This is a genomic window from Sphaerisporangium rhizosphaerae (genome assembly GCF_042665155.1).
Lineage (GTDB): Bacteria > Actinomycetota > Actinomycetes > Streptosporangiales > Streptosporangiaceae > Sphaerisporangium > Sphaerisporangium rhizosphaerae.
This window is the reverse complement of sequence record NZ_JBHTCG010000013.1, coordinates 186,176-202,681: the sequence shown is the minus strand read 5'-3', so window position 1 is coordinate 202,681 and position 16,506 is coordinate 186,176. Positions and strand designations below refer to the sequence as shown.

Genomic DNA, 16,506 nt, shown 5'->3' with positions numbered 1-16,506 from the left:
GGGGACCATGAAAACGACGAAGGACGAAGATGGTGGCAGCCGTCTTAGCGAGCGTGCTCCTGCCTGCCGTACCGGCGCCGACGACGGCGACGGCCGACTCGAGTCCGATCAGCCGGCTGTGGCTCAGCGCCGACCGCAGCTCATTCGCCGGCCGCTGCGTCAGTGGCCACGCGATGGACAGGACCGGACGGCGCGTGACGTTCCGGTTCCCGCTCTCGGTCGACGTGGGGCGGGCGCCGGTCACGCTACGCCGGCGGCTCTGCACGGCCAACCGCGCCTACCGGTGGCACCGGGTCGACTTCACGCTGGATGGCGGCAGTCGGTGCATGGCGCTGCAGAGCCACTGGATCGTCCGGCGGATCACTGCGGCCGTCCACCAGAGCGTCCGGCGGATCAGCGTGGCCGTCTAGTACGACAACGGCGTCCAACCCGGTCGACGTCTCGGTCCACTGCGTGTCCCCGCGCGACGATGCCGTCGTCAGCAGCGGTCGGCGAGTGAGGCGTGATGCGCCGATCGACTCGCTTGGACCTGTTTCGGCATGCGGTCGTACCGGAGTCCCGGTCGTACCACTTATCCACTTCTCTCTGGCAGACAAGGAGATCACCATGAAAGCACGCCGACTTCTCGCCGCCGCAGCAGCCCTCGCGCTGCCCTTGGCGACCGGGTTCGCCACGGTGCCGGCGAGCGCGACCGTCCGCACCCCGTTCGACCACTGCGACGGCGGGGACTCCCCCGACCGCGTCCTGCACGCCACCCTCGACGGGGAGGACTCCCGGGGGGTGAGCGTCGGCACGCTCGTCCCAGGCGACGTCTTCTCCGCGCGCACCGACGACTTCTCCATCCTGCGCATCAACTGGTGGGGCACCACGAAGGACCCGGACGGCGACGAGGGTCAGATCGCCGGGCCCGGCTGGCCGGCGCCGACGCTCGCACCGTACGTGCTGATGGTGAAGGCGTTCTCGCAGGTCACGAAGCGGCCGATCCGGCTCGACGACGGGGAGATCAGCACGACCGCGTGGCGGCCTGTCGGATCCAACAGCCCTTGCTACACCTACCGGGGCTCGTCGAGTGGTCGCCTCCGATTCCAGGTCAACGACCCCAAGCGGGACGACAACGGCGGCCAGGAGAACATCACCGTCCTCGTCTTCCACCGACCCTGACCCATGCCGGCTCGGTTTTCCAGGACCTTCAACGGCGTAGCGTCACAGGTTTTCGGGATGCCCATTCCTATGCCCGCTTCCCGCCATACCGGATTCCCTTACGTTCGGGTGCCACTCGGAAGGCCGCGGGGCACCCGATGCGTCTACCACCTACATTCCGACAACACTTGCGTCTACCACGAAAGGGGAAGGGATGATGTGGAAAAGGCGTCTTCTGCGAGTTGTAGTGGCTGTTGCCGCTCTTCTCTCGGTGACCGCGCCAATCTCCGCTGCTCATGCGGCGACGATCTCACCCAAAGCCATCTACAGCGTGATCGGCGGCCGATGCCTGGATGTGAGCTCCTACGCGAACGGGACGCCCGTTGTCCTGTGGGACTGTCACGGCCGGGAGAGCCAGCAATTGCGTCGCGCGACCGATGGCACGATCAGGTCCATCGCCGGCAACCGATGCCTCGACGTCAGCAGCTACGCCGCAGGCACGCCGGCCGTCTTGTGGGATTGCCACGGCCGGGCCAGCCAACGCTGGGAGTGGTGGGATGGCGTGCTCCGCAGCACCGCCGGTGCCCGCTGTCTCGATGTGCGTAGCTACGCCGCGGGAACGCAATTGATTCTCGCGGACTGCCTGGGGCAGCCCAGCCAGCAGTTCAGTTGGAACTTCCGTCATGTCGCCGGAGACAAGTGCTGGGACGTGTCCTCCTATGCGGACTACACGCCGGTCATCCTGTGGGATTGCGCCGGCCAGCCGAGCCAGCGGTTCCGGTGGGACCTTGGCGGCGCCATCCGCAATGTCGCCAGTGGAAAGTGTCTCGGAGACGACGGTCACCTTTTCCTCATCTCATGCAACTTCGCGTCCCAGTTCCGCTATTTCAGCAGCGAAACCGTCAGCTCAAGTGGGGCGTGTGTGGACGTGAGCAGCTACGCCAACGGAACACCCGTCATATCGGTCCCCTGCACCGGGGGGCCGAGCCAGCGCATCAACTGGTAGCCGGCCGACCTCCTCTTCCGCGATAGCAACAGCGCTCAACCGCAGCGCGCCCTCACCGACGAAGCCACTCACGCGGCTCGCATCGTCCCGGCGAGGGCGCGCTCCGTCGTGCGAACACGGCAGGCATGTACACGCGATCTTCTATCCCGTACATATGAATACTCGGGTGGCTGGGCGGGAACCGCAGGGTGCTCTTCGCCTGGCACCGACGAAGAGTGGGTGGTCACTGGACGATGTGGGTCCGGTCGTCTGATCGTGCGTGCCAGGTGAAGCCGTCGGGGTCGGTGAAGGGGCCGGCGGCGCCGGCGAGCACGATGCCGTGGGATCCCGTGCCCTCCTGGAGGACGCCGGTGTCCTTGGCGAGGGCGCGGCGCGGGTAGAGCGCCAGCGTGACGGACGACGTCGGGGTGTCGAACTCCACGTACTTGCCGCCGAAGCTCCTGGCCACGGCCAGGCCGCGCTCGACGTAGAACCGCTTGCTCGCCTTGACGTCCGCAACGCCGAGCAGGAGCGCGACCTGGTCGATCTGCCGGGCGGCGGGGCCGGTGTCCTTCTTGGCCGAGCACGCGATCTTGCAGATGGTCCCGTCCGGGGCACGCACGATGCCGCCGTAGCCCCAGAAGCTCTTCGTGGCCGGCTTCAGCGTCGTGGCGCCGGCGTCGAGGGCGGCGGCGATGAGGGCGTCGACGTTACCCGGCTGGGAGGTCACGAGGGACAGCGCGAACCCGCGGAAGCCCGTCGTCGGCGCGTCGGAGGCGGCGCGTACGTCCACGTAGGAGCCCAGGCCGACGGCCTGGTAGAAGGCGTCCGCGGTCGTGGGGTCGGAGACTTCCAGGGTGACGGATTCGAAGGAGGTCATGACAGGTCCTTTTCGCGAGATGGGTCGGTCGTGCGGCCGGCGGCCACAGAAGGGCGGGAAAGTCGGTTCTGCGGCCGACCGGCCATGGAAAAGCGGAAGGGCGTGCTCACTGGTCCTGAAGAAGGCCGAGGACGTTGCCGTCGAGGTCGGTGACGGTGGCCACCAGGCGGCCTCCGCCGACGTCGTGCGCGGCCTCCTTCACGGTGGCCCCGGCGGCGGTCAGCTCGGCCAGCTTCGCCTCGATGTCGGGTACGTGCCAGTAGGCCACCGGCGAGGTCATGCCCTGAGGGCCGCCGCCCGGCACCAGTCCGATGTGCTGGCCCCCGGCCTCGAAGCCGACGTAGTAGGGCGAGTCGGCCTGCGGCGGGATGCCGAGCAGTGCGGCGTACACCGCCTTGGCCTTGGCCAGGTCGGACACGGGGTGCAGCACGGTCTTGATCGTCGGGATGGAAGAGTCGGTCATGGTCAGCTCCTGTGGTCGTGGTCACGCTGTTCGCGTGGGTCGCGTTGTTCGCGTGGTCACAGCCTCTCTCGCGGCCCCGCCGGCCCACATCCGTGGTGGCCACGGAATCGCACCACGGATCGACGCCACGGATCGACGCCACGGATATGACACGGAGGGAATGCGGCAGACTGGGACGGTGGTGGCGGAAGTGGAGATATCGCCTCGGGAGTCCGAGGTGCTGGAGCTCGTCGGGGCCCATCTGACCAACGCCGAGATCGCGGCCCGGCTCTGCATCTCGGTGCGTACCGTGGAGAGCCACGTCTCCTCGCTGCTGCGCAAGCTGGAGGCGCCCGATCGGCGGGCGCTGGCCCGGCGCGCGCCCGAGCCGGTGGGCGCCAGGCCGGTGGGCGCCGGGCTGGAAGACACCAGGCTGGAAGGCGCTGGACCGTCGCGTCCGGCGCCGGTGCTGCCCGCCCCGCTGACCTCGTTCATCGGACGCGTGCGCGAGCGCGCCGAGCTCATCGAGCTGGTCACGACGTGCCGCCAGGTCACCGCCCTCGGTCCCGGCGGAGTGGGCAAGACAAGGCTCGCGTCGGCGGTGGCCGCCGAGGCGGCCGGCGCGTACTCCGACGGGGTGTGGTTCGTCGACCTGGTCCCGGTCACCGACGCGGGCATGATCGCGACCGCGGTCGCCGGGGCGCTCGGCCTCGGCGAGCAGCCCGGCCGCGACATGACCGCGTCCGTGGTCGCCGCGCTGGCCGACCGGCACGCGCTGCTGGTCCTGGACAACTGCGAGCAGGTCGTGGACGGCGTCGCGCTGTTCCTCGAGGGGCTGCTGGCGGCGTGCCCCCGGGTGACGGTGCTGGCGACCAGCCGGACCCGACTGATGGTGCCGTTCGAACGGGTGTATCCGGTCCCGCCGCTGTCGCTGCCCGCTGACGGCGAGTCGGACGCGGTCGCGTTGTTCCTGGAGCGGGCGGCGGCGGCCGGCCGCCCGCTGGGTCCCTCCCCGCGCGACCAGATCGCCGCGATCTGTGAGCGGCTGGACGGGATGGCGCTGGCGATCGAGCTGGCCGCCGCCCGCTGTCCCACCCTCGGACTGGACGGCATCACCGCCGCCCTGTCCCACCCGCTGCGGATGCTCACCGGCGGCTCCCGCGCCGATGAACGGCACCGATCGGTACGAGCGGCGCTGGACTGGAGCCACGCCCTGCTGGAGCCGGACGACCGGGCGCTGCTGCGCCGGGTGTCGGTGTTCGTGGCGCCGTTCACCGCCTCCGCGGCCGCGGAGGTGGCCGGGGGCCAGGAAGGCATCGTCGCCGACGGGCTGGCCCGGCTCTCCGAACAGAGCCTGCTGACGGTGACCGCGTCGCCGGGCGGGACGGAGTACCGCGCGCTGGAGACCATCCGCCAGTACGGCACCGAGCGGCTCGACGAGGCCGGCGAACTGGCCGACGCCCGGTCACGGCACCTGGGCTGGTGCCTGGCCAAGGCCGCCGACCTCGCGGTGACCGGGCAGGACTGGCGGGCCCGGTTCGACCTGGTCGCCGACGACCTCCGCGCGGCCCTGGCATGGGCGGCCGACCGGACGGAGCAACGCGCGGACGCCTATGAGCTCGCCCGGCACCTGGCGGAGCTGACCTTCACCCGTAACCTGACCGGTGAGTCCCAGCGGCGCTACGAGCAGGCGGCCGCGCTCGCGACCGACCCCGCCGCCGGCGCCTCGATGCTCCGGCAGGCCGCGGCGGTGGCCGGCTGCCGGACGATCGGCGATGACATGTACCGATTGCGCCGCGCAGCCGCCGACGCCGCCCGCGCGGCAGGCGACACCGCCGGCGCCGCCGCCGACCTGGCGAGCGCCGCCACCATCGCGTTCCGGTTCTCGACCATGTTCGTCCGGCTTCCGTCGCACGCGGAGGCGCTCGCGCTACTCACCGAGGCGCAGGAGGCGGCCGGCGACGATCCGGCCGCGCGGGCCGCGGTGGCACTGGCCGAGGCCGCGGTGCTCACCGACGCGTTCGGCGCCGCCCAGGGACCGCCCGGCAACGCCGTACCCGAGACGATCGCGCGCGCCGAGCACGCGGTCGAGCTCGCTCGCAGGACCGGCGACCCGCTCGCCGAGTCGGCCGCACTCGACGCGCTCACCGGCGCGCAGAGCTGGGCCGGCGACACCTTCGCCACCGCGGCCACGGCCCGGCGCCGCATCACGCTCCTGTCACCCCTGCCGATCTCTCCGGCCGGCACCCACGAGCTGATCGACGCGCTGGCGATCGCCACCGAGGCGGCCCTCGGCGCGGGCGACGTGCCGCCCGCCCGCCGCTGGGCACGCCAACTCGCCGACCATCCGTCGCTGGCGGAGGTCGGTCACCGCGCCACGTGCCGCCTGCTGATGGTCGACGCGCTCGCGGGCGACGTCGAGGAGGTGCTCACCGGCAGCGTCCGGTTCCTCGACGCGTGGCGGCGGGCCGGCAGCCCCTCGCGGACGCTCCTCCGTCCGGCGGTGGCCGCCGTCGCGATGATCCACGGCCTGCGCGACGACGGGGACGCGCGGCGCGAATGGCTGGACGTCCTGGACGAACTCGACACCCCGCCCGAGCACACCTACGGATACGGGGCGGTCTTCGACGCGATACTCCTGCTGCACCGCGGGCAGGCGGCGGAGGCGCTGGAGCGGACGGCCCCCGAGCCCAGGCAGGTGTGGAAGTGGGTCACCTGGATCTGGCACCACTGGTACGTCGCGCTGCGCACCGAGGCCGCCGTACTCGCCGGCAGCCCCGACGCCCGCGACCGCGTAGCCGAGGCCCGGACCGTCGTGGCCGGCAACCCGGTCGCCGAAGCCCTGGTGGAACGGGCCCAGGCGCTGCTCGACCATGATCAGGAACGGTTGCTCGCCACGGCGGACGCCTTCGACACCGCCGGCTGCCGCTACCAGTCCGCCCGAACCCTGCTCCTCGCCGGCGCCCCCCGCGGCGCCACCGCCCTGTCCGCCCTCGGCCTCTCCCCCCTGGTCCTGTGACGCCTCGGCCGCTACCTGACCTCAGGTCCCCGACCAGGCGGCCGCATGGGGCCGGGCGCCAAGCCGGCTGAGAGGGAGGCGGTGGCGAAGACCTTCTGTGCGGGGGCGATGGCCGGCGGTCTCCGGACGCGCGATCACGGCGGCCATCTCGGTCAAGACCTATATCCGAGTCAAGACCTTCAGGGATGACCGCGTCCCTGTCGTGGTGTGACCGAGCGGAACACGCACCGCCCCGCGGAACCGATGGAAGGGTTCAGAGCTTGACGAGCTTGGCGTAGGGAGCGTTGATGCGATACGTCTTCGCCCCGAAGTCGACGACAACGGCGACATCGTCGTCGACGCCGACGACCCGGCCGAGGCCGTACCGATCGTGGCTCACCAGGTCCTGCACGACGAAACACTCAAGAGGCGGCGCAGGGGGCACAGGAACGTTGAAGGGACTTCCAGGCAGGACTCGCCGGACCGCGGCTGGGTTGCGTCTCATTTGTGCCAGTATGCGGCCTGCGGCGGCATGAATCGAGCTCAGCGCTCCAGCCGAGACCGTACTGCAGCACCGCCACGTGAACCACGGCCTCTTCGGCCGGCGCCCTGCGAACGTGCGTCCCTGAGCGACATGGCGGTCCCAGCGAGATCCGCTCTGTCACTTACGTGAGGCGCGGATGGTCAGGCGGCCATAGGGGAGATTGCCGGTGACGTGGACGTCGAGGCCGCCCAGGCGTGGGCGGGCCGGGGTCCTGCAGGTCACGCGGCCCCAGGCGGCGTGTACTCCGTCGATGTCCGCGCCGGCGCCCGGAGGCACGATGATCGTGGCGTGGCCGTAGGTCAAGCGGAGTTCGATGTCGACACGCCGGTGCGGGATGTGGGCGCGGGACAGGTCGAGGCGCACCCTGCCGTACTCGGACTCGACCCGCAGCCGGCGTGGGACCGGCCAGGCGCCCGTCCGGGTGAGGCGCCCGCCGAGGGACCACAGCCGCACGGTCTCGTCCGGCAGGTCGGCGACGATCGGCCGCAGTTCGTCCGCGCAGGTGGCGGTGAGCGCCCGTTCGAGCCGCGACTCCAGCTCGGTGGAGCCGAGCCGGCCCTCCGCGTAGGCCTGCTGGACCAGCTCCACCGCCCGATCCCGATCGGCCTCGTTCACCGGCTCACGGCCTTCTTGTACAGCCGGGTGGCCAGCGGCACGAACACGACCAGGAGCACGACCGACCACAGCAGCGATACCGGCACCGCGTGCCGCAGCGGCCAGGCGCTCGGCGCGGGCATGGCCGGGCTGGTGTTGCCGAACAGCTCGCGCGCGGCCTGGACCAGCGTGGACACCGGATTCCATTCGGCGATCGCCCCGAGCGGGCCGGGCAGGCGGCTGCTGTCGGCGAACGCGTTGGACAGGAACACCAGCGGGAACGACACGAGGGTCACGATGTTGTTGAACACTTCGGGCGTGCGCAGCGCCAGCGCCACGGTCGCCGTCACCCAGGAGAACGCGTAGGCGAACAGCAGCAGCATCGCGAACCCGAGCAGCGCCTCCAGGGGCGAGGTGCGGATGCGCCAGCCGACGAGCAGGCCGACGAGCGACATGGTGACGACGCTGGTCAGGTTCATGATGATGTCGCTGATGGTCTGGCCGGTCAGCACCGCCGAGGGCGACATCGGCAGCGTGCGGAACCGGTCGAAGATGCCCTTCCGCAGGTCCTGGGTGAGCGTGTAGCCGGTGATCTGCGCGCTGCTGACGATGGTCAGCACGAAAATGCCCGGCAGCATGTACTCGCCGTACGACATGCCAGGCAAGCTGATCATGCTGCCGAAGACATAGGTGAACAGCAGCACGAACACGATCGGGAGCATGACCACGCCGCCCAGCAGGTCGGGCGCTCTGCGGATCTTCAGGGCATTGCGCTTGGCGATCGTCAGGCCGTCGGCGACGGCCAGCTGCATGGCGTTCAACGGCTGGTCTCCTTGGTGTTGTGGCCGGCCTGGTGTCCGGTGAGGGTGAGGAACACGTCGTCCAGGGTCGGCCGGCGCAGGCCGACGTCACGCACGGTGATCCGCTCGGCCGCCAGCCGGCCGAGGGCGCTGGTCAGCGTGGCGGGGCCGTCGGACACCGGGATGGTCACCCGCAGCGCGGCGTCGTCGACCCGCAGGTCACCGGCCGCCAGCGGCGCCAGCGTCCGCGCAGCGGTCGCAAGGCCCGCCGCCGTGGCGACCGACAGCTCGATGCGGTCGCCGCCGACCTGGCCCTTCAGCTCGTCGGCGGTGCCGAGCGCGATCACCCGCCCGCCGTCGACCACGGCGATGCGGTCGGCGAGCCGGTCGGCCTCCTCCAGGTACTGGGTGGTCAGTAGCACGGTCGAACCCGCCGCGACGAGCTCGCCGATGACCTCCCACAGGCCGATGCGGGCCCGCGGGTCCAGGCCGGTGGTGGGCTCGTCCAGGAACAGCACGGGCGGGTCGGCGACCAGCGCACCGGCCAGGTCGAGCCGGCGCCGCATGCCGCCCGAGTAGCCCTGCACGGGACGGTCGGCCGCGTCGGTGAGGTCGAAGCGCTCCAGCAGCTCGCGGGCGCGCTCCCGGCTGCGCTTTGCGCCGAGGTGGTAGAGGCGGCCGACCATCTCCAGGTTCTCGGCGCCGGTGAGGTGGTCGTCCACGGCGGCGTACTGGCCGGAGGCGCCGATGCGGGCGCGTAGCCGGCCGGCGTCGCGGACGACGTCGAACCCGGCGACGCTGGCGTGCCCCGCGTCCGGGACGAGCAGCGTGGTGAGGATGCGCACGGTGGTGGTCTTGCCGGCGCCATTCGGGCCGAGCAACCCCAGCACCGTCCCCTCCGGGACGCGCAGCTCCATGCCGTCGAGGGCGGTGACGGCGCCGTACTTCTTGACCAGGCCCTCGGCCACGATCGCGTCTGTCATCGGAGATCTCCTCAGGAACGGTGGACGAGAATGTCGCCGTAGGTGGTGTGGGCCCGCACCTCGACGGTCCGGTCTGTTCCACTGGGGGCGTCGCTGGGGTCGAGGGAGACGTCCACGGTGCCGTACTTGGAGCTCACGTCCAGCCAGGCGGCGGTGCCTTCGGCGACGCCGAGGTCCAGCCCGCCGCCGTTGGTCTCCAGGACGACCGAACCGCGGGTCACCTCGCCGATCTGCAGGCCGGCGTACGCGGTCTTGGCGGTGACGCCGGCCAGGGCGCGGTCCACGGTGAGGTCGCCGTGCCCGCTGTTCAACCGCAGTTCTCCGGTCACCTCGCGGATGCGGACGCTGCCGTGGGCGGTCCTGACGGCCGCGGTACCGTCGATGCGGCCGATGATGATGTCGCCATGCGTCGTGATCACCTCGGCGTGGCCGGATGCGGCGGTGACCGAGATGTCGCCATAGGTGCTCTTCAGCCGCAGCGCGCGAGCCTGCTCGACCCGGATGGCGCCGTCGGACGTGGTGCACGCCACCTCACCGAGCGGACCCCGGCAGCGCAGGCTCCCCGCCGCCGTGGCGTCCACGCGGGAACCCGTCGGCAGGCTGACCTCCACCTCCACCGAGCCCGTGCCGAGCATCAGCGAACGCGCCCAGGACGCGAGCCCCGAGCCGGGGCGCTGCTCGCTCTCGCCGCGCACCACGAGCCTGCCGTCGGCGTACTCGACCTCGGTGCGCTCGGCGGTCCTCACGTCGGCGTCGTTGTGCTCGTCGGTCGGGCGGATCTCGACGACGGTGTCGGCTCGGGCGCCCGCCTCGACCCGGATGGTGCCGTGTGGCATCTCGAAGATGGCGGAGATCGGTTCGGGGGTGTCGAAGGTCGGCATTCCGCTTCCCTGGTCGTGGATTGGCCTGGACATCAGCGCACCCATCCGCTGTAACGGTTGCCGGACTGCTGAGGCGGACGCCGGGCTCCGCTCCGGCGGGCGTCGCCGGGGTCGAGCGCGGTGGAGATCGCCCGGACCAGCCAGGCGTTGACCGACAGCCCGTCGCGGGCGGCCGCCTCGTCAATACGCGGCTTCAACTGCTCGGGGACACGCAGCGAGATACGGGACGTGCCGCCTTCGTCGACCTCCGGAGGGGGCGGCGGCGCGGCTGGCCGTTCGTCCTCGTCCATCTGGGTGGTCGGGGGTGGCGTCACGACGAAGGCAGGGTCACGACCGCGCAGGCGCACCTCGACCGAGCCCGGCGCGAGGTCCTGGGTGATCTCATCGGCGGCGGCCGACAGGGCTTCGAGCAGCGCGAGCCGTGCGGCCGACTCCAGCGCCGCGGCGAGCCGCTCCGCCAGCGCGCGCGCTTCCTCGCCACCCGCGCCCGCGGCGACCGCGAGCTCCCGGCGAAGATGATCGACATACGGCGCAAGGTCCATGACGTCACTATGACACCATAATGGCGTCATCACAAGCGAGTAAAGGTCATCCTGATGACGCCACCTAGGTGTCAGATTGTATTTTGCCTGGTGGCGGCGCGGACAATCGGCGAAGTCACCCGCACGTCCTGCTCCTTTCGCGGACGCTTCGGAGCCGGAACCCGGCTGACACGGCACGCGAAGTGGCTCGGTCCGCCCCTTTCAGTCGCTTCGACCTACGGGCGACGGCATCGATCTTCACCCCGACACGGGCCCTTCACCGCATGGCTCCAGAAGGCGGCGAGTCACAAGCGAGCCGAACGCGGCGACTTCAGCCGGCGGCTGTGGCTCGACAGGGTGACATCTCGGATGGTCACTCTCGAGCCCCTGCCCGGGGGTCATCTCGTCGCTCTCAGCCGACCCGAAGAACCGGCCGGCGCCCTGGACCGGTGATGCCCATCTCGCTGTCGCCGTCCCTCCAAAAGAGGGCTCACCCCTCGCCCGCCGGTCGTCCGCGGGTTAAGCTCGGGGTAATTATTTCATCATCCGATGAGTTATCTGTGAAGGGGCGTGGTGGGACATGCGCAGGACGCCTGCGGCCGTCGGGAGTGCGGTGTTCTTTGCCGTGGCGCCCGGCGGTGTGGCTGGGTTCGGACCATGGTGGGTCACTCGCTGGCGGATGGCGGATCTGCCCGACGGACTCTCGTGGGCCGCCGTCCCGCTCCGGGTGGTCGGGGTGGTGCTCGTCCTGGCGGGGGGCGCCGTGCTGGTCGACGCCTTCGTCCGCTTCGTGACCGAGGGGTTCGGGACGCCCGCGCCCGTCGCGCCTCCCGAGCACCTGGTGGTCGGCGGGCTGTACCGGTATGTCCGCAACCCGATGTACGTGGGAGTGCTCGCGGCCATCGTCGGCCAGGGACTCCTGCTCGCCCGGTCCGAGCTGCTCTGGTACGCCGCCATCGCGTTCGTCGCGGTCTTCTGCTTCGTGCGGGTGTACGAGGAGCCGACCCTGCGCAGGAGCTTCGGCACTGAGTACGAGGAGTACCGCGCGGCCGTACCCGGCTGGTGGCCCCGGCTGCGCCCATGGGCCAGGACGTCCAGCGGGTGACCGGCCCTCACGACCCGGGGTCCTTCGGCGATTCGGTGTCGTGGGCGAGTATGAGCGTCCTGGTCCCGGCGGGGGTCATGGGGTGGGGCGGGTGAGGTGGGTGTGGAGGCGTTTGCATTCATGGATGAAGCGGATTGTTCGGCGGCTCTTCGCGAAGTCGGCGATTATCGGGATTTCGCCGTGGGCGTTGGTCCAGTGGGCCACGTCGGTGGCGAAGGCGACGAGGTCGGTGTGGGTGACGGTGATGCGCTGCCCCTTGCCCGGCAGCATCTCGGGGAGCAGGGCGCGCAGGATGCGCCATACCTCGTGGTGGCCACCGGCTTCGGCCAGTTCGGTCAGGGCCGCGATGGCGGGGCGGGTCTCGCGCCAGGTGCGGCGTAGCACCAGGGCGAGTTGGCGGCCGATCGCCTCGGCGGGGAGGTCGCCTCTTGCGGCCATGCCGAGGATGAGCGGGATCATTCCGGGGACGCCGCCGGCCAGGAGGAAGGCGAGGATCACCGCCGTGGACTCGCCCAGCGGGCCCTGGGCGATCTCCAGGCCGCTGAGCTCCGCCGGAGTCGTCCACATGCCCCAGTGGTCACGCAGCAGGAAGGGCAGGAAGTTGACGGCCACGACTTCCCGGTGCGAGGGCAGCATGGCGGGCCATGCTGCGAGCGTGCCGCTGGACTCGTCGACCCTCCAGTCGAACGGCTGGCGCAGCAGCACCTCGTCGATCAACCGGTGCCCGGTCGGGGTCGTCACCCGTAGCACGGGCTGCAGTCGCACCTCGGTGAAGTGGTCCGGTTCGCCGTCGCCGAAGTCGACCATGGACGCGCCGACCATGTGGCGCCACACGTGGCCGCACTCGGGATCGGCCATGCCGTCGCCGGCGAGCCAGCGGGCGGCCGAGCGTGCCGCGTCCGAGTCGACCTTGGCGGCCCGGTCGGCCGCGGCCGGGTGGGAGCCTCGGGGCAACCGCAGCAGTGCCTGCGCCAGGTCGGCCAGGAGTGGCTCCACGCCGGCGGCGGCGCAGGTCTCCAGCCGGTCGACCAGCACGTCGGGGTCGAGGTGGCCGCTCATCCAGGTCGGGGTGGCCAGCAGCACCGGCGGGAGCGTGCCGTCGCGGAGGGCCTCGGCGAGTTCGGCGTAGCGGTGCAGCAGGAACTCGTGGGGCGGAGAGACGCGATTGGAGTGGGGCAGGTGGTTGCGCCGCCCCCACTCGTCGCGCTCGGGCAGTTCCCTGGGCATGTAGGAACGCAGCCGGGGCGGGACGAAGACGACGGTCACCTGCACGAGCGGCTCGCCCGGCTTCGGCGGAGGCGCCTGCTCCCCCGCCCGCATCGCCGCGATCCGCTCGGGGTCCACGCCGAGCTCGGCCATACGCTCGTAGGCGCCGTCGAGGATGAAGGACGGCATGGCTTCCACGGAGTCGTCGTACAGGATGCCGGGCCTCGTCCGCACCGGATGGGGGCCATCCGGCAGTCCGCGCATCCATCCCTCGGGGCCGTGGTATCGCGGTTGCTCGGCGTCGGTGGGGGCGTCGTTCAGGTGAATGCGGCCCCCGGTGAACGGGATCTGCCGGTCACCTTCGTGGGCCATCGCCGCGTCGGGGCCGTCGTCGCTCGTCCAGGTGATGGAGAACGCGCGCAGCGGGGCGTCGTCGTCGAGGTAGCGGCCACGCCGGTAGAAGCCGCCGATCATGACCCGCTGGGGCGACGGCTCGGGGTCGGGCTCCTCGCCACGGGTGAGGGCGCGCACGCGCACGGAGTGGTTGGCGTCGTCCCAGAACTTCTCCGGCGCGATCGGCGGTGGCTCCGGCACGCTGCCGGGGGTGACGAGCTCGGCGGACAGCGCCGACTGCCAGTCGGCGGGGTTGACGCGCACCTGCCTGGACCGCCAGCGGCCGTGGTCGTGATCGACGCGGGGCCTGAGCCTGCGCCGCAGCTCCGCCCGGTCGTCGGCGATGCCGGCGACGAAGGCCGCCAGCCAGCGTTCCTGGCCGACCCAGCGCTCGTGGTAGTTGGGGTTGATCGATGGCTCGGGGAACCGCCGCATCTCCGGAAGCTCGGGCAGCGGCGGGAACTCCTTCCGTGCCGGCGCTTCCTCGACCGGGGTCTCCCCGCCGAACCGCTCGGCCAGCTTCGCGCCCAGGTGGGCGGGCAGGTGGCGGGCGCCGTCGAGGATGGTCTCGGCGTGGCCGGTGAGCAGGCCGGCGTATTTCAGGGTCAGCTCGGCCGCGCGGTTGCGCACGTCGAAGGACTTGTGCGCGTACGCCGTGGTCAGCGCGGTCACGAAGTCGCCGGCCGTCCCGGGCGTGGCCTTGATCGCCTGGTCGAGCCAGCGCAGGCCCGTGGCGGCGAGCTTGGCCTCCTCCCGGAAGGTGAGCGCGTCGACCGCCTCGACCAGGTCGGCGTGGTCGAGCGGCATCGCCCCGCGCACCTGCCCGGCGGCCAGCTCGGCCACCGTGCCCGGAGCCGACGGCAACAGCCGCAGATAGTCGCGCAGACGGGAAGCGGACTCCGCCGGCGTGGGCTCGAGGAGCGTGTGCAGCCGGACGAAGAACCGCAGGTCCTGCGCCTCGCCGCCGCGCAGGAAACGGCTCACGCAGCCGTCGAGCGCCTGATCTCTGGGCAGCTCGCGGACGGCGGCGGCCAGCCAGCCGGTCGGCCGGGGCTCCAGCCGCTCGTCACGAAGGGCGCGGCCCGCGCCGTCGGCGGCGAAGACACGAGGCAGCAGCACGGGGGTGAGCGGGTCACCGGCCACGCTCGGCGCGGCCAGCCAGGCGGCCACCAGCGGGTCGTGGTCGGGCGGCACGGCGCCGGAGGCACGCAGCAGCGCCACGGCCGGCGGCGCGATGCGGTCGGCGGGACGGCGCACCCGCTGGGCCAGCCGCACCGCGACGTCGCGGCGCCACTCCAGGGGGCGGCTCGCCGCCACCCTGCACACCTGGGCCACGTCGATCTCCTCGGCCCAGCGGCGGTTGACGTCGCGGCTCGTCATCCACGTCACCGCGGCCGCCGGGCCGGTGATGACGCCGACACCGGTCAGCAGCAGCGCGCCGGCCAGTTCGTCGAGCAGGTCGCCGACCTCCCAGGAGGCCATCTCCTCGAAGTCGTCGGGATGCTCGGCGCGCACCTGCTCGGTGCGGGCGCTGCGCAGCTCCTTGACCAGGCCGGGCAACCGCCCGCCCAGCTCCGCGCGTTCCTCCTCGCTGAGCGTGACCAGACGGTCGGCCAGGCGGGTGACCTGGTTGCGCGTGACCAGCTCGCGGATCTCCGTCCAGAGGGTCATCGGGAGACCTCCACGGCGGCGCGGGCGACGATGCGGGCGGCCAGCACGTGTTTGCACGGCCCGCGGGAGCCGCGATGGTCCCACCACCACTCGCAGGTGCAGGAGCCGTCGGCCAGCGAGACCCGGCGCGCGCCGCCCGAGGTGTGGACGGTGGCCGACTCGCCTTCGAGGCGAACGGCGCCCGCATCGACGAGCTTGCGCGCCTTGGCCAGCCGCGGGTTGAGCAGGATCACGTTGTCCTTGTCGTAGGGCAGCTCACGGTGGAAGTGGGCGGCCTCGGCCAAGTCGTAGCCGACCCGGCCGGCGGCGCCGAGCCGCGTCAGCGCGGCCCGCACCCGGTCGGCGGGGATGCCCGCCCGGGCGGCCAGCAGGCCGATCTCGACTTCGGGCTCGAAGTTCAGCAGCATGCCGACCACGTCGGCGTCGTTCTCGGCCTCGCCGGTGGCCAGGTCGTCGAGCACCGCGCCCTCGCCGGAGAAGCCGCGCCAGCGCTCGGGCGAGAGGGTGAGGGTGTAGCGCATGCCGGGAAGCTCCAGCTCCCAGGCGCTGGAGGCGGCGTCGGCCGGGCCGTACACCCGCAGGGACTTCGCGAAGCGCAGCAACGGCAGGAGGGTGCCGAGCCGGTTGGGGCCGGCGAGCTGGACCGAGCCCGGCATCTGACGGTCGGACACCTTCAGCTCACGCCCCGCCTGCGCCACCCACACCGTGCCCTTCTTGGGCAGCCCGCGCAGGAACCGCACCGCCGCCATGCCGGTCAGCGCACCGCGCTGGTCCATGCCCGAGGCGATGACCTGCACCTCGGCGAACCCGCGCAACCAGCGTTCGGGCAGCGGGACCTTCTTCTCCACCACCGCGCCGTCCATCGTGGTCACGACCAGCTCGTCGAGGCCCACCCCCAGGTGCAACGGGTCGCGCGCGCCGATGCGCGCCAGCGCCTCGCGGAGCGGCGCGTTCACGTCGACGTTGGTGGTGCCCCGGTCGAGCACCTCGCCGTCGAGCGCGCCGTTCAGCAGATCGAGCCGGGCGTACACCCCGCCGCAGGCCGAGAAGGACTCCAACCGCAACCGGTCTCCATCGCACGTCACCACCGGGTCCCGCACCCAGCCGGGCCGCGCCTGGGGCTGGTGGTAGCGGGCCAGCGCCACATCGGCGACGCCGAGCAGGCCCGCCGCGGCGGGCGCCGCCTGGGTCACCACGCCGCTGAAGAACCGGGGCGCCACGGCAGGGCCGGACAGGGCACGCCCACCGGAGGTCGCCAACCCGAGACGACCGTCGACAAGGGAGGAAGGCGCGGCGTAGGTGTACGCCTGCGTCGCTGAGGTCATGGCCGGGACAGTAGATCCCCCCACCGACAAACCGCGGT

15 protein-coding genes are annotated in these 16,506 nt (G+C 71.7%); 5 read left to right on the top strand and 10 right to left on the bottom strand.

Features of this window, described 5'->3' with window-relative positions; all coding sequences use genetic code 11:
- Nucleotides 1-32: 32 nt before the first annotated feature.
- The 3 genes from ACFQSB_RS21085 (at nucleotide 33) to ACFQSB_RS21075 (ending at nucleotide 2,146) form a co-directional block, all read left to right on the top strand.
- A complete protein-coding gene (locus tag ACFQSB_RS21085) occupies nucleotides 33-410 on the top strand; it encodes a hypothetical protein (RefSeq protein ID WP_380828543.1) in 378 nt (125 codons plus the stop codon).
- 196 nt (nucleotides 411-606) lie between these two features.
- A complete protein-coding gene (locus ACFQSB_RS21080) occupies nucleotides 607-1,161 on the top strand; it encodes a hypothetical protein (protein WP_380828541.1) in 555 nt (184 codons plus the stop codon).
- A 250-nt stretch (nucleotides 1,162-1,411) separates the two neighbouring features.
- Nucleotides 1,412-2,146, top strand: a complete 735-nt coding sequence (locus ACFQSB_RS21075) for a ricin-type beta-trefoil lectin domain protein (RefSeq protein ID WP_380828540.1) — start codon at nucleotides 1,412-1,414, stop codon at nucleotides 2,144-2,146.
- A 223-nt stretch (nucleotides 2,147-2,369) separates the two neighbouring features.
- Here the strand turns inward: ACFQSB_RS21075 and ACFQSB_RS21070 are convergent, their stop codons facing one another.
- Together ACFQSB_RS21070 and ACFQSB_RS21065 are read right to left on the bottom strand one after the other, a co-directional pair.
- Nucleotides 2,370-3,005 carry a VOC family protein gene (locus tag ACFQSB_RS21070; protein ID WP_380828539.1) on the bottom strand — a complete coding sequence of 212 codons (636 nt, stop codon included), beginning with the start codon at nucleotides 3,003-3,005 and terminating at the stop codon, nucleotides 2,370-2,372.
- 106 nt (nucleotides 3,006-3,111) lie between these two features.
- The gene (locus tag ACFQSB_RS21065; RefSeq protein WP_380828537.1) at nucleotides 3,112-3,468 is read right to left on the bottom strand and encodes a VOC family protein; all 357 of its coding nucleotides are present in this window, start codon (nucleotides 3,466-3,468) and stop codon (nucleotides 3,112-3,114) included.
- A gap of 190 nt (nucleotides 3,469-3,658) precedes the next feature.
- On the opposite strand from ACFQSB_RS21065, the gene ACFQSB_RS21060 reads away from it, so the two are divergent.
- Entirely contained in the window at nucleotides 3,659-6,466 is a 2,808-nt protein-coding gene (locus ACFQSB_RS21060) for an ATP-binding protein (RefSeq protein ID WP_380828536.1), read from the top strand.
- A 253-nt stretch (nucleotides 6,467-6,719) separates the two neighbouring features.
- Here the strand turns inward: ACFQSB_RS21060 and ACFQSB_RS21055 are convergent, their stop codons facing one another.
- The 6 genes from ACFQSB_RS21055 to ACFQSB_RS21030 form a co-directional block, all read right to left on the bottom strand.
- Nucleotides 6,720-6,857: a hypothetical protein gene (locus ACFQSB_RS21055; RefSeq protein WP_380828534.1), complete on the bottom strand. Its 138-nt coding sequence runs from the start codon at nucleotides 6,855-6,857 to the stop codon at nucleotides 6,720-6,722.
- A gap of 249 nt (nucleotides 6,858-7,106) precedes the next feature.
- Entirely contained in the window at nucleotides 7,107-7,604 is a 498-nt protein-coding gene (locus ACFQSB_RS21050; RefSeq protein WP_380828533.1) for a DUF1707 SHOCT-like domain-containing protein, read from the bottom strand.
- Entirely contained in the window at nucleotides 7,601-8,395 is a 795-nt protein-coding gene (locus ACFQSB_RS21045) for an ABC transporter permease (RefSeq protein WP_380828580.1), read from the bottom strand. The genes ACFQSB_RS21050 and ACFQSB_RS21045 overlap by 4 nt, the downstream gene beginning before the upstream one ends.
- 5 nt (nucleotides 8,396-8,400) lie before the next feature.
- Nucleotides 8,401-9,366, bottom strand: a complete 966-nt coding sequence (locus ACFQSB_RS21040; RefSeq protein ID WP_380828532.1) for an ATP-binding cassette domain-containing protein — start codon at nucleotides 9,364-9,366, stop codon at nucleotides 8,401-8,403.
- Nucleotides 9,367-9,377: 11 nt separating this feature from the next.
- Nucleotides 9,378-10,280 (bottom strand): DUF4097 family beta strand repeat-containing protein, encoded by a 903-nt coding sequence (locus ACFQSB_RS21035; RefSeq protein ID WP_380828531.1) that lies wholly within the window; start codon nucleotides 10,278-10,280, stop codon nucleotides 9,378-9,380.
- On the bottom strand, nucleotides 10,280-10,789 hold the full coding sequence (locus ACFQSB_RS21030) for a hypothetical protein (protein WP_380828530.1): 510 nt from the start codon (nucleotides 10,787-10,789) through the stop codon (nucleotides 10,280-10,282). Before ACFQSB_RS21030 ends, ACFQSB_RS21035 begins: the two co-directional genes overlap by 1 nt.
- A 658-nt stretch (nucleotides 10,790-11,447) precedes the next feature.
- Between ACFQSB_RS21030 and ACFQSB_RS21025 the strand changes: the two genes are divergently transcribed.
- Nucleotides 11,448-11,873: a methyltransferase family protein gene (locus ACFQSB_RS21025; RefSeq protein WP_380828529.1), complete on the top strand. Its 426-nt coding sequence runs from the start codon at nucleotides 11,448-11,450 to the stop codon at nucleotides 11,871-11,873.
- 75 nt (nucleotides 11,874-11,948) lie between these two features.
- Here the strand turns inward: ACFQSB_RS21025 and ACFQSB_RS21020 are convergent, their stop codons facing one another.
- Both ACFQSB_RS21020 and ACFQSB_RS21015 read right to left on the bottom strand, forming a co-directional pair.
- Complete coding sequence (locus ACFQSB_RS21020) at nucleotides 11,949-15,143, bottom strand: DUF7824 domain-containing protein (protein ID WP_380828528.1); 3,195 nt, start codon at nucleotides 15,141-15,143, stop codon at nucleotides 11,949-11,951.
- Nucleotides 15,140-16,468, bottom strand: a complete 1,329-nt coding sequence (locus ACFQSB_RS21015) for an SWIM zinc finger family protein (protein ID WP_380828527.1) — start codon at nucleotides 16,466-16,468, stop codon at nucleotides 15,140-15,142. The genes ACFQSB_RS21020 and ACFQSB_RS21015 overlap by 4 nt, the downstream gene beginning before the upstream one ends.
- Nucleotides 16,469-16,506: the final 38 nt, after the last annotated feature.

Excerpts from the sequence above, each read along its gene's own strand:
- ACFQSB_RS21040 (WP_380828532.1), bottom strand. The coding sequence starts at position 9,366 with ATGACAGACGCGATCGTGGCCGAGGGCCTGGTCAAGAAGTACGGCGCC.
- ACFQSB_RS21080 (WP_380828541.1), top strand. The coding sequence starts at position 607 with ATGAAAGCACGCCGACTTCTCGCCGCCGCAGCAGCCCTCGCGCTGCCC.
- ACFQSB_RS21020 (WP_380828528.1), bottom strand. The coding sequence starts at position 15,143 with ATGACCCTCTGGACGGAGATCCGCGAGCTGGTCACGCGCAACCAGGTC.
- ACFQSB_RS21030 (WP_380828530.1), bottom strand. The coding sequence starts at position 10,789 with ATGGACCTTGCGCCGTATGTCGATCATCTTCGCCGGGAGCTCGCGGTC.
- ACFQSB_RS21070 (WP_380828539.1), bottom strand. The coding sequence starts at position 3,005 with ATGACCTCCTTCGAATCCGTCACCCTGGAAGTCTCCGACCCCACGACC.
- ACFQSB_RS21035 (WP_380828531.1), bottom strand. The coding sequence starts at position 10,280 with ATGTCCAGGCCAATCCACGACCAGGGAAGCGGAATGCCGACCTTCGAC.
- ACFQSB_RS21025 (WP_380828529.1), top strand. The coding sequence starts at position 11,448 with ATGGCGGATCTGCCCGACGGACTCTCGTGGGCCGCCGTCCCGCTCCGG.
- ACFQSB_RS21015 (WP_380828527.1), bottom strand. The coding sequence starts at position 16,468 with ATGACCTCAGCGACGCAGGCGTACACCTACGCCGCGCCTTCCTCCCTT.
- ACFQSB_RS21045 (WP_380828580.1), bottom strand. The coding sequence starts at position 8,395 with ATGCAGCTGGCCGTCGCCGACGGCCTGACGATCGCCAAGCGCAATGCC.
- ACFQSB_RS21065 (WP_380828537.1), bottom strand. The coding sequence starts at position 3,468 with ATGACCGACTCTTCCATCCCGACGATCAAGACCGTGCTGCACCCCGTG.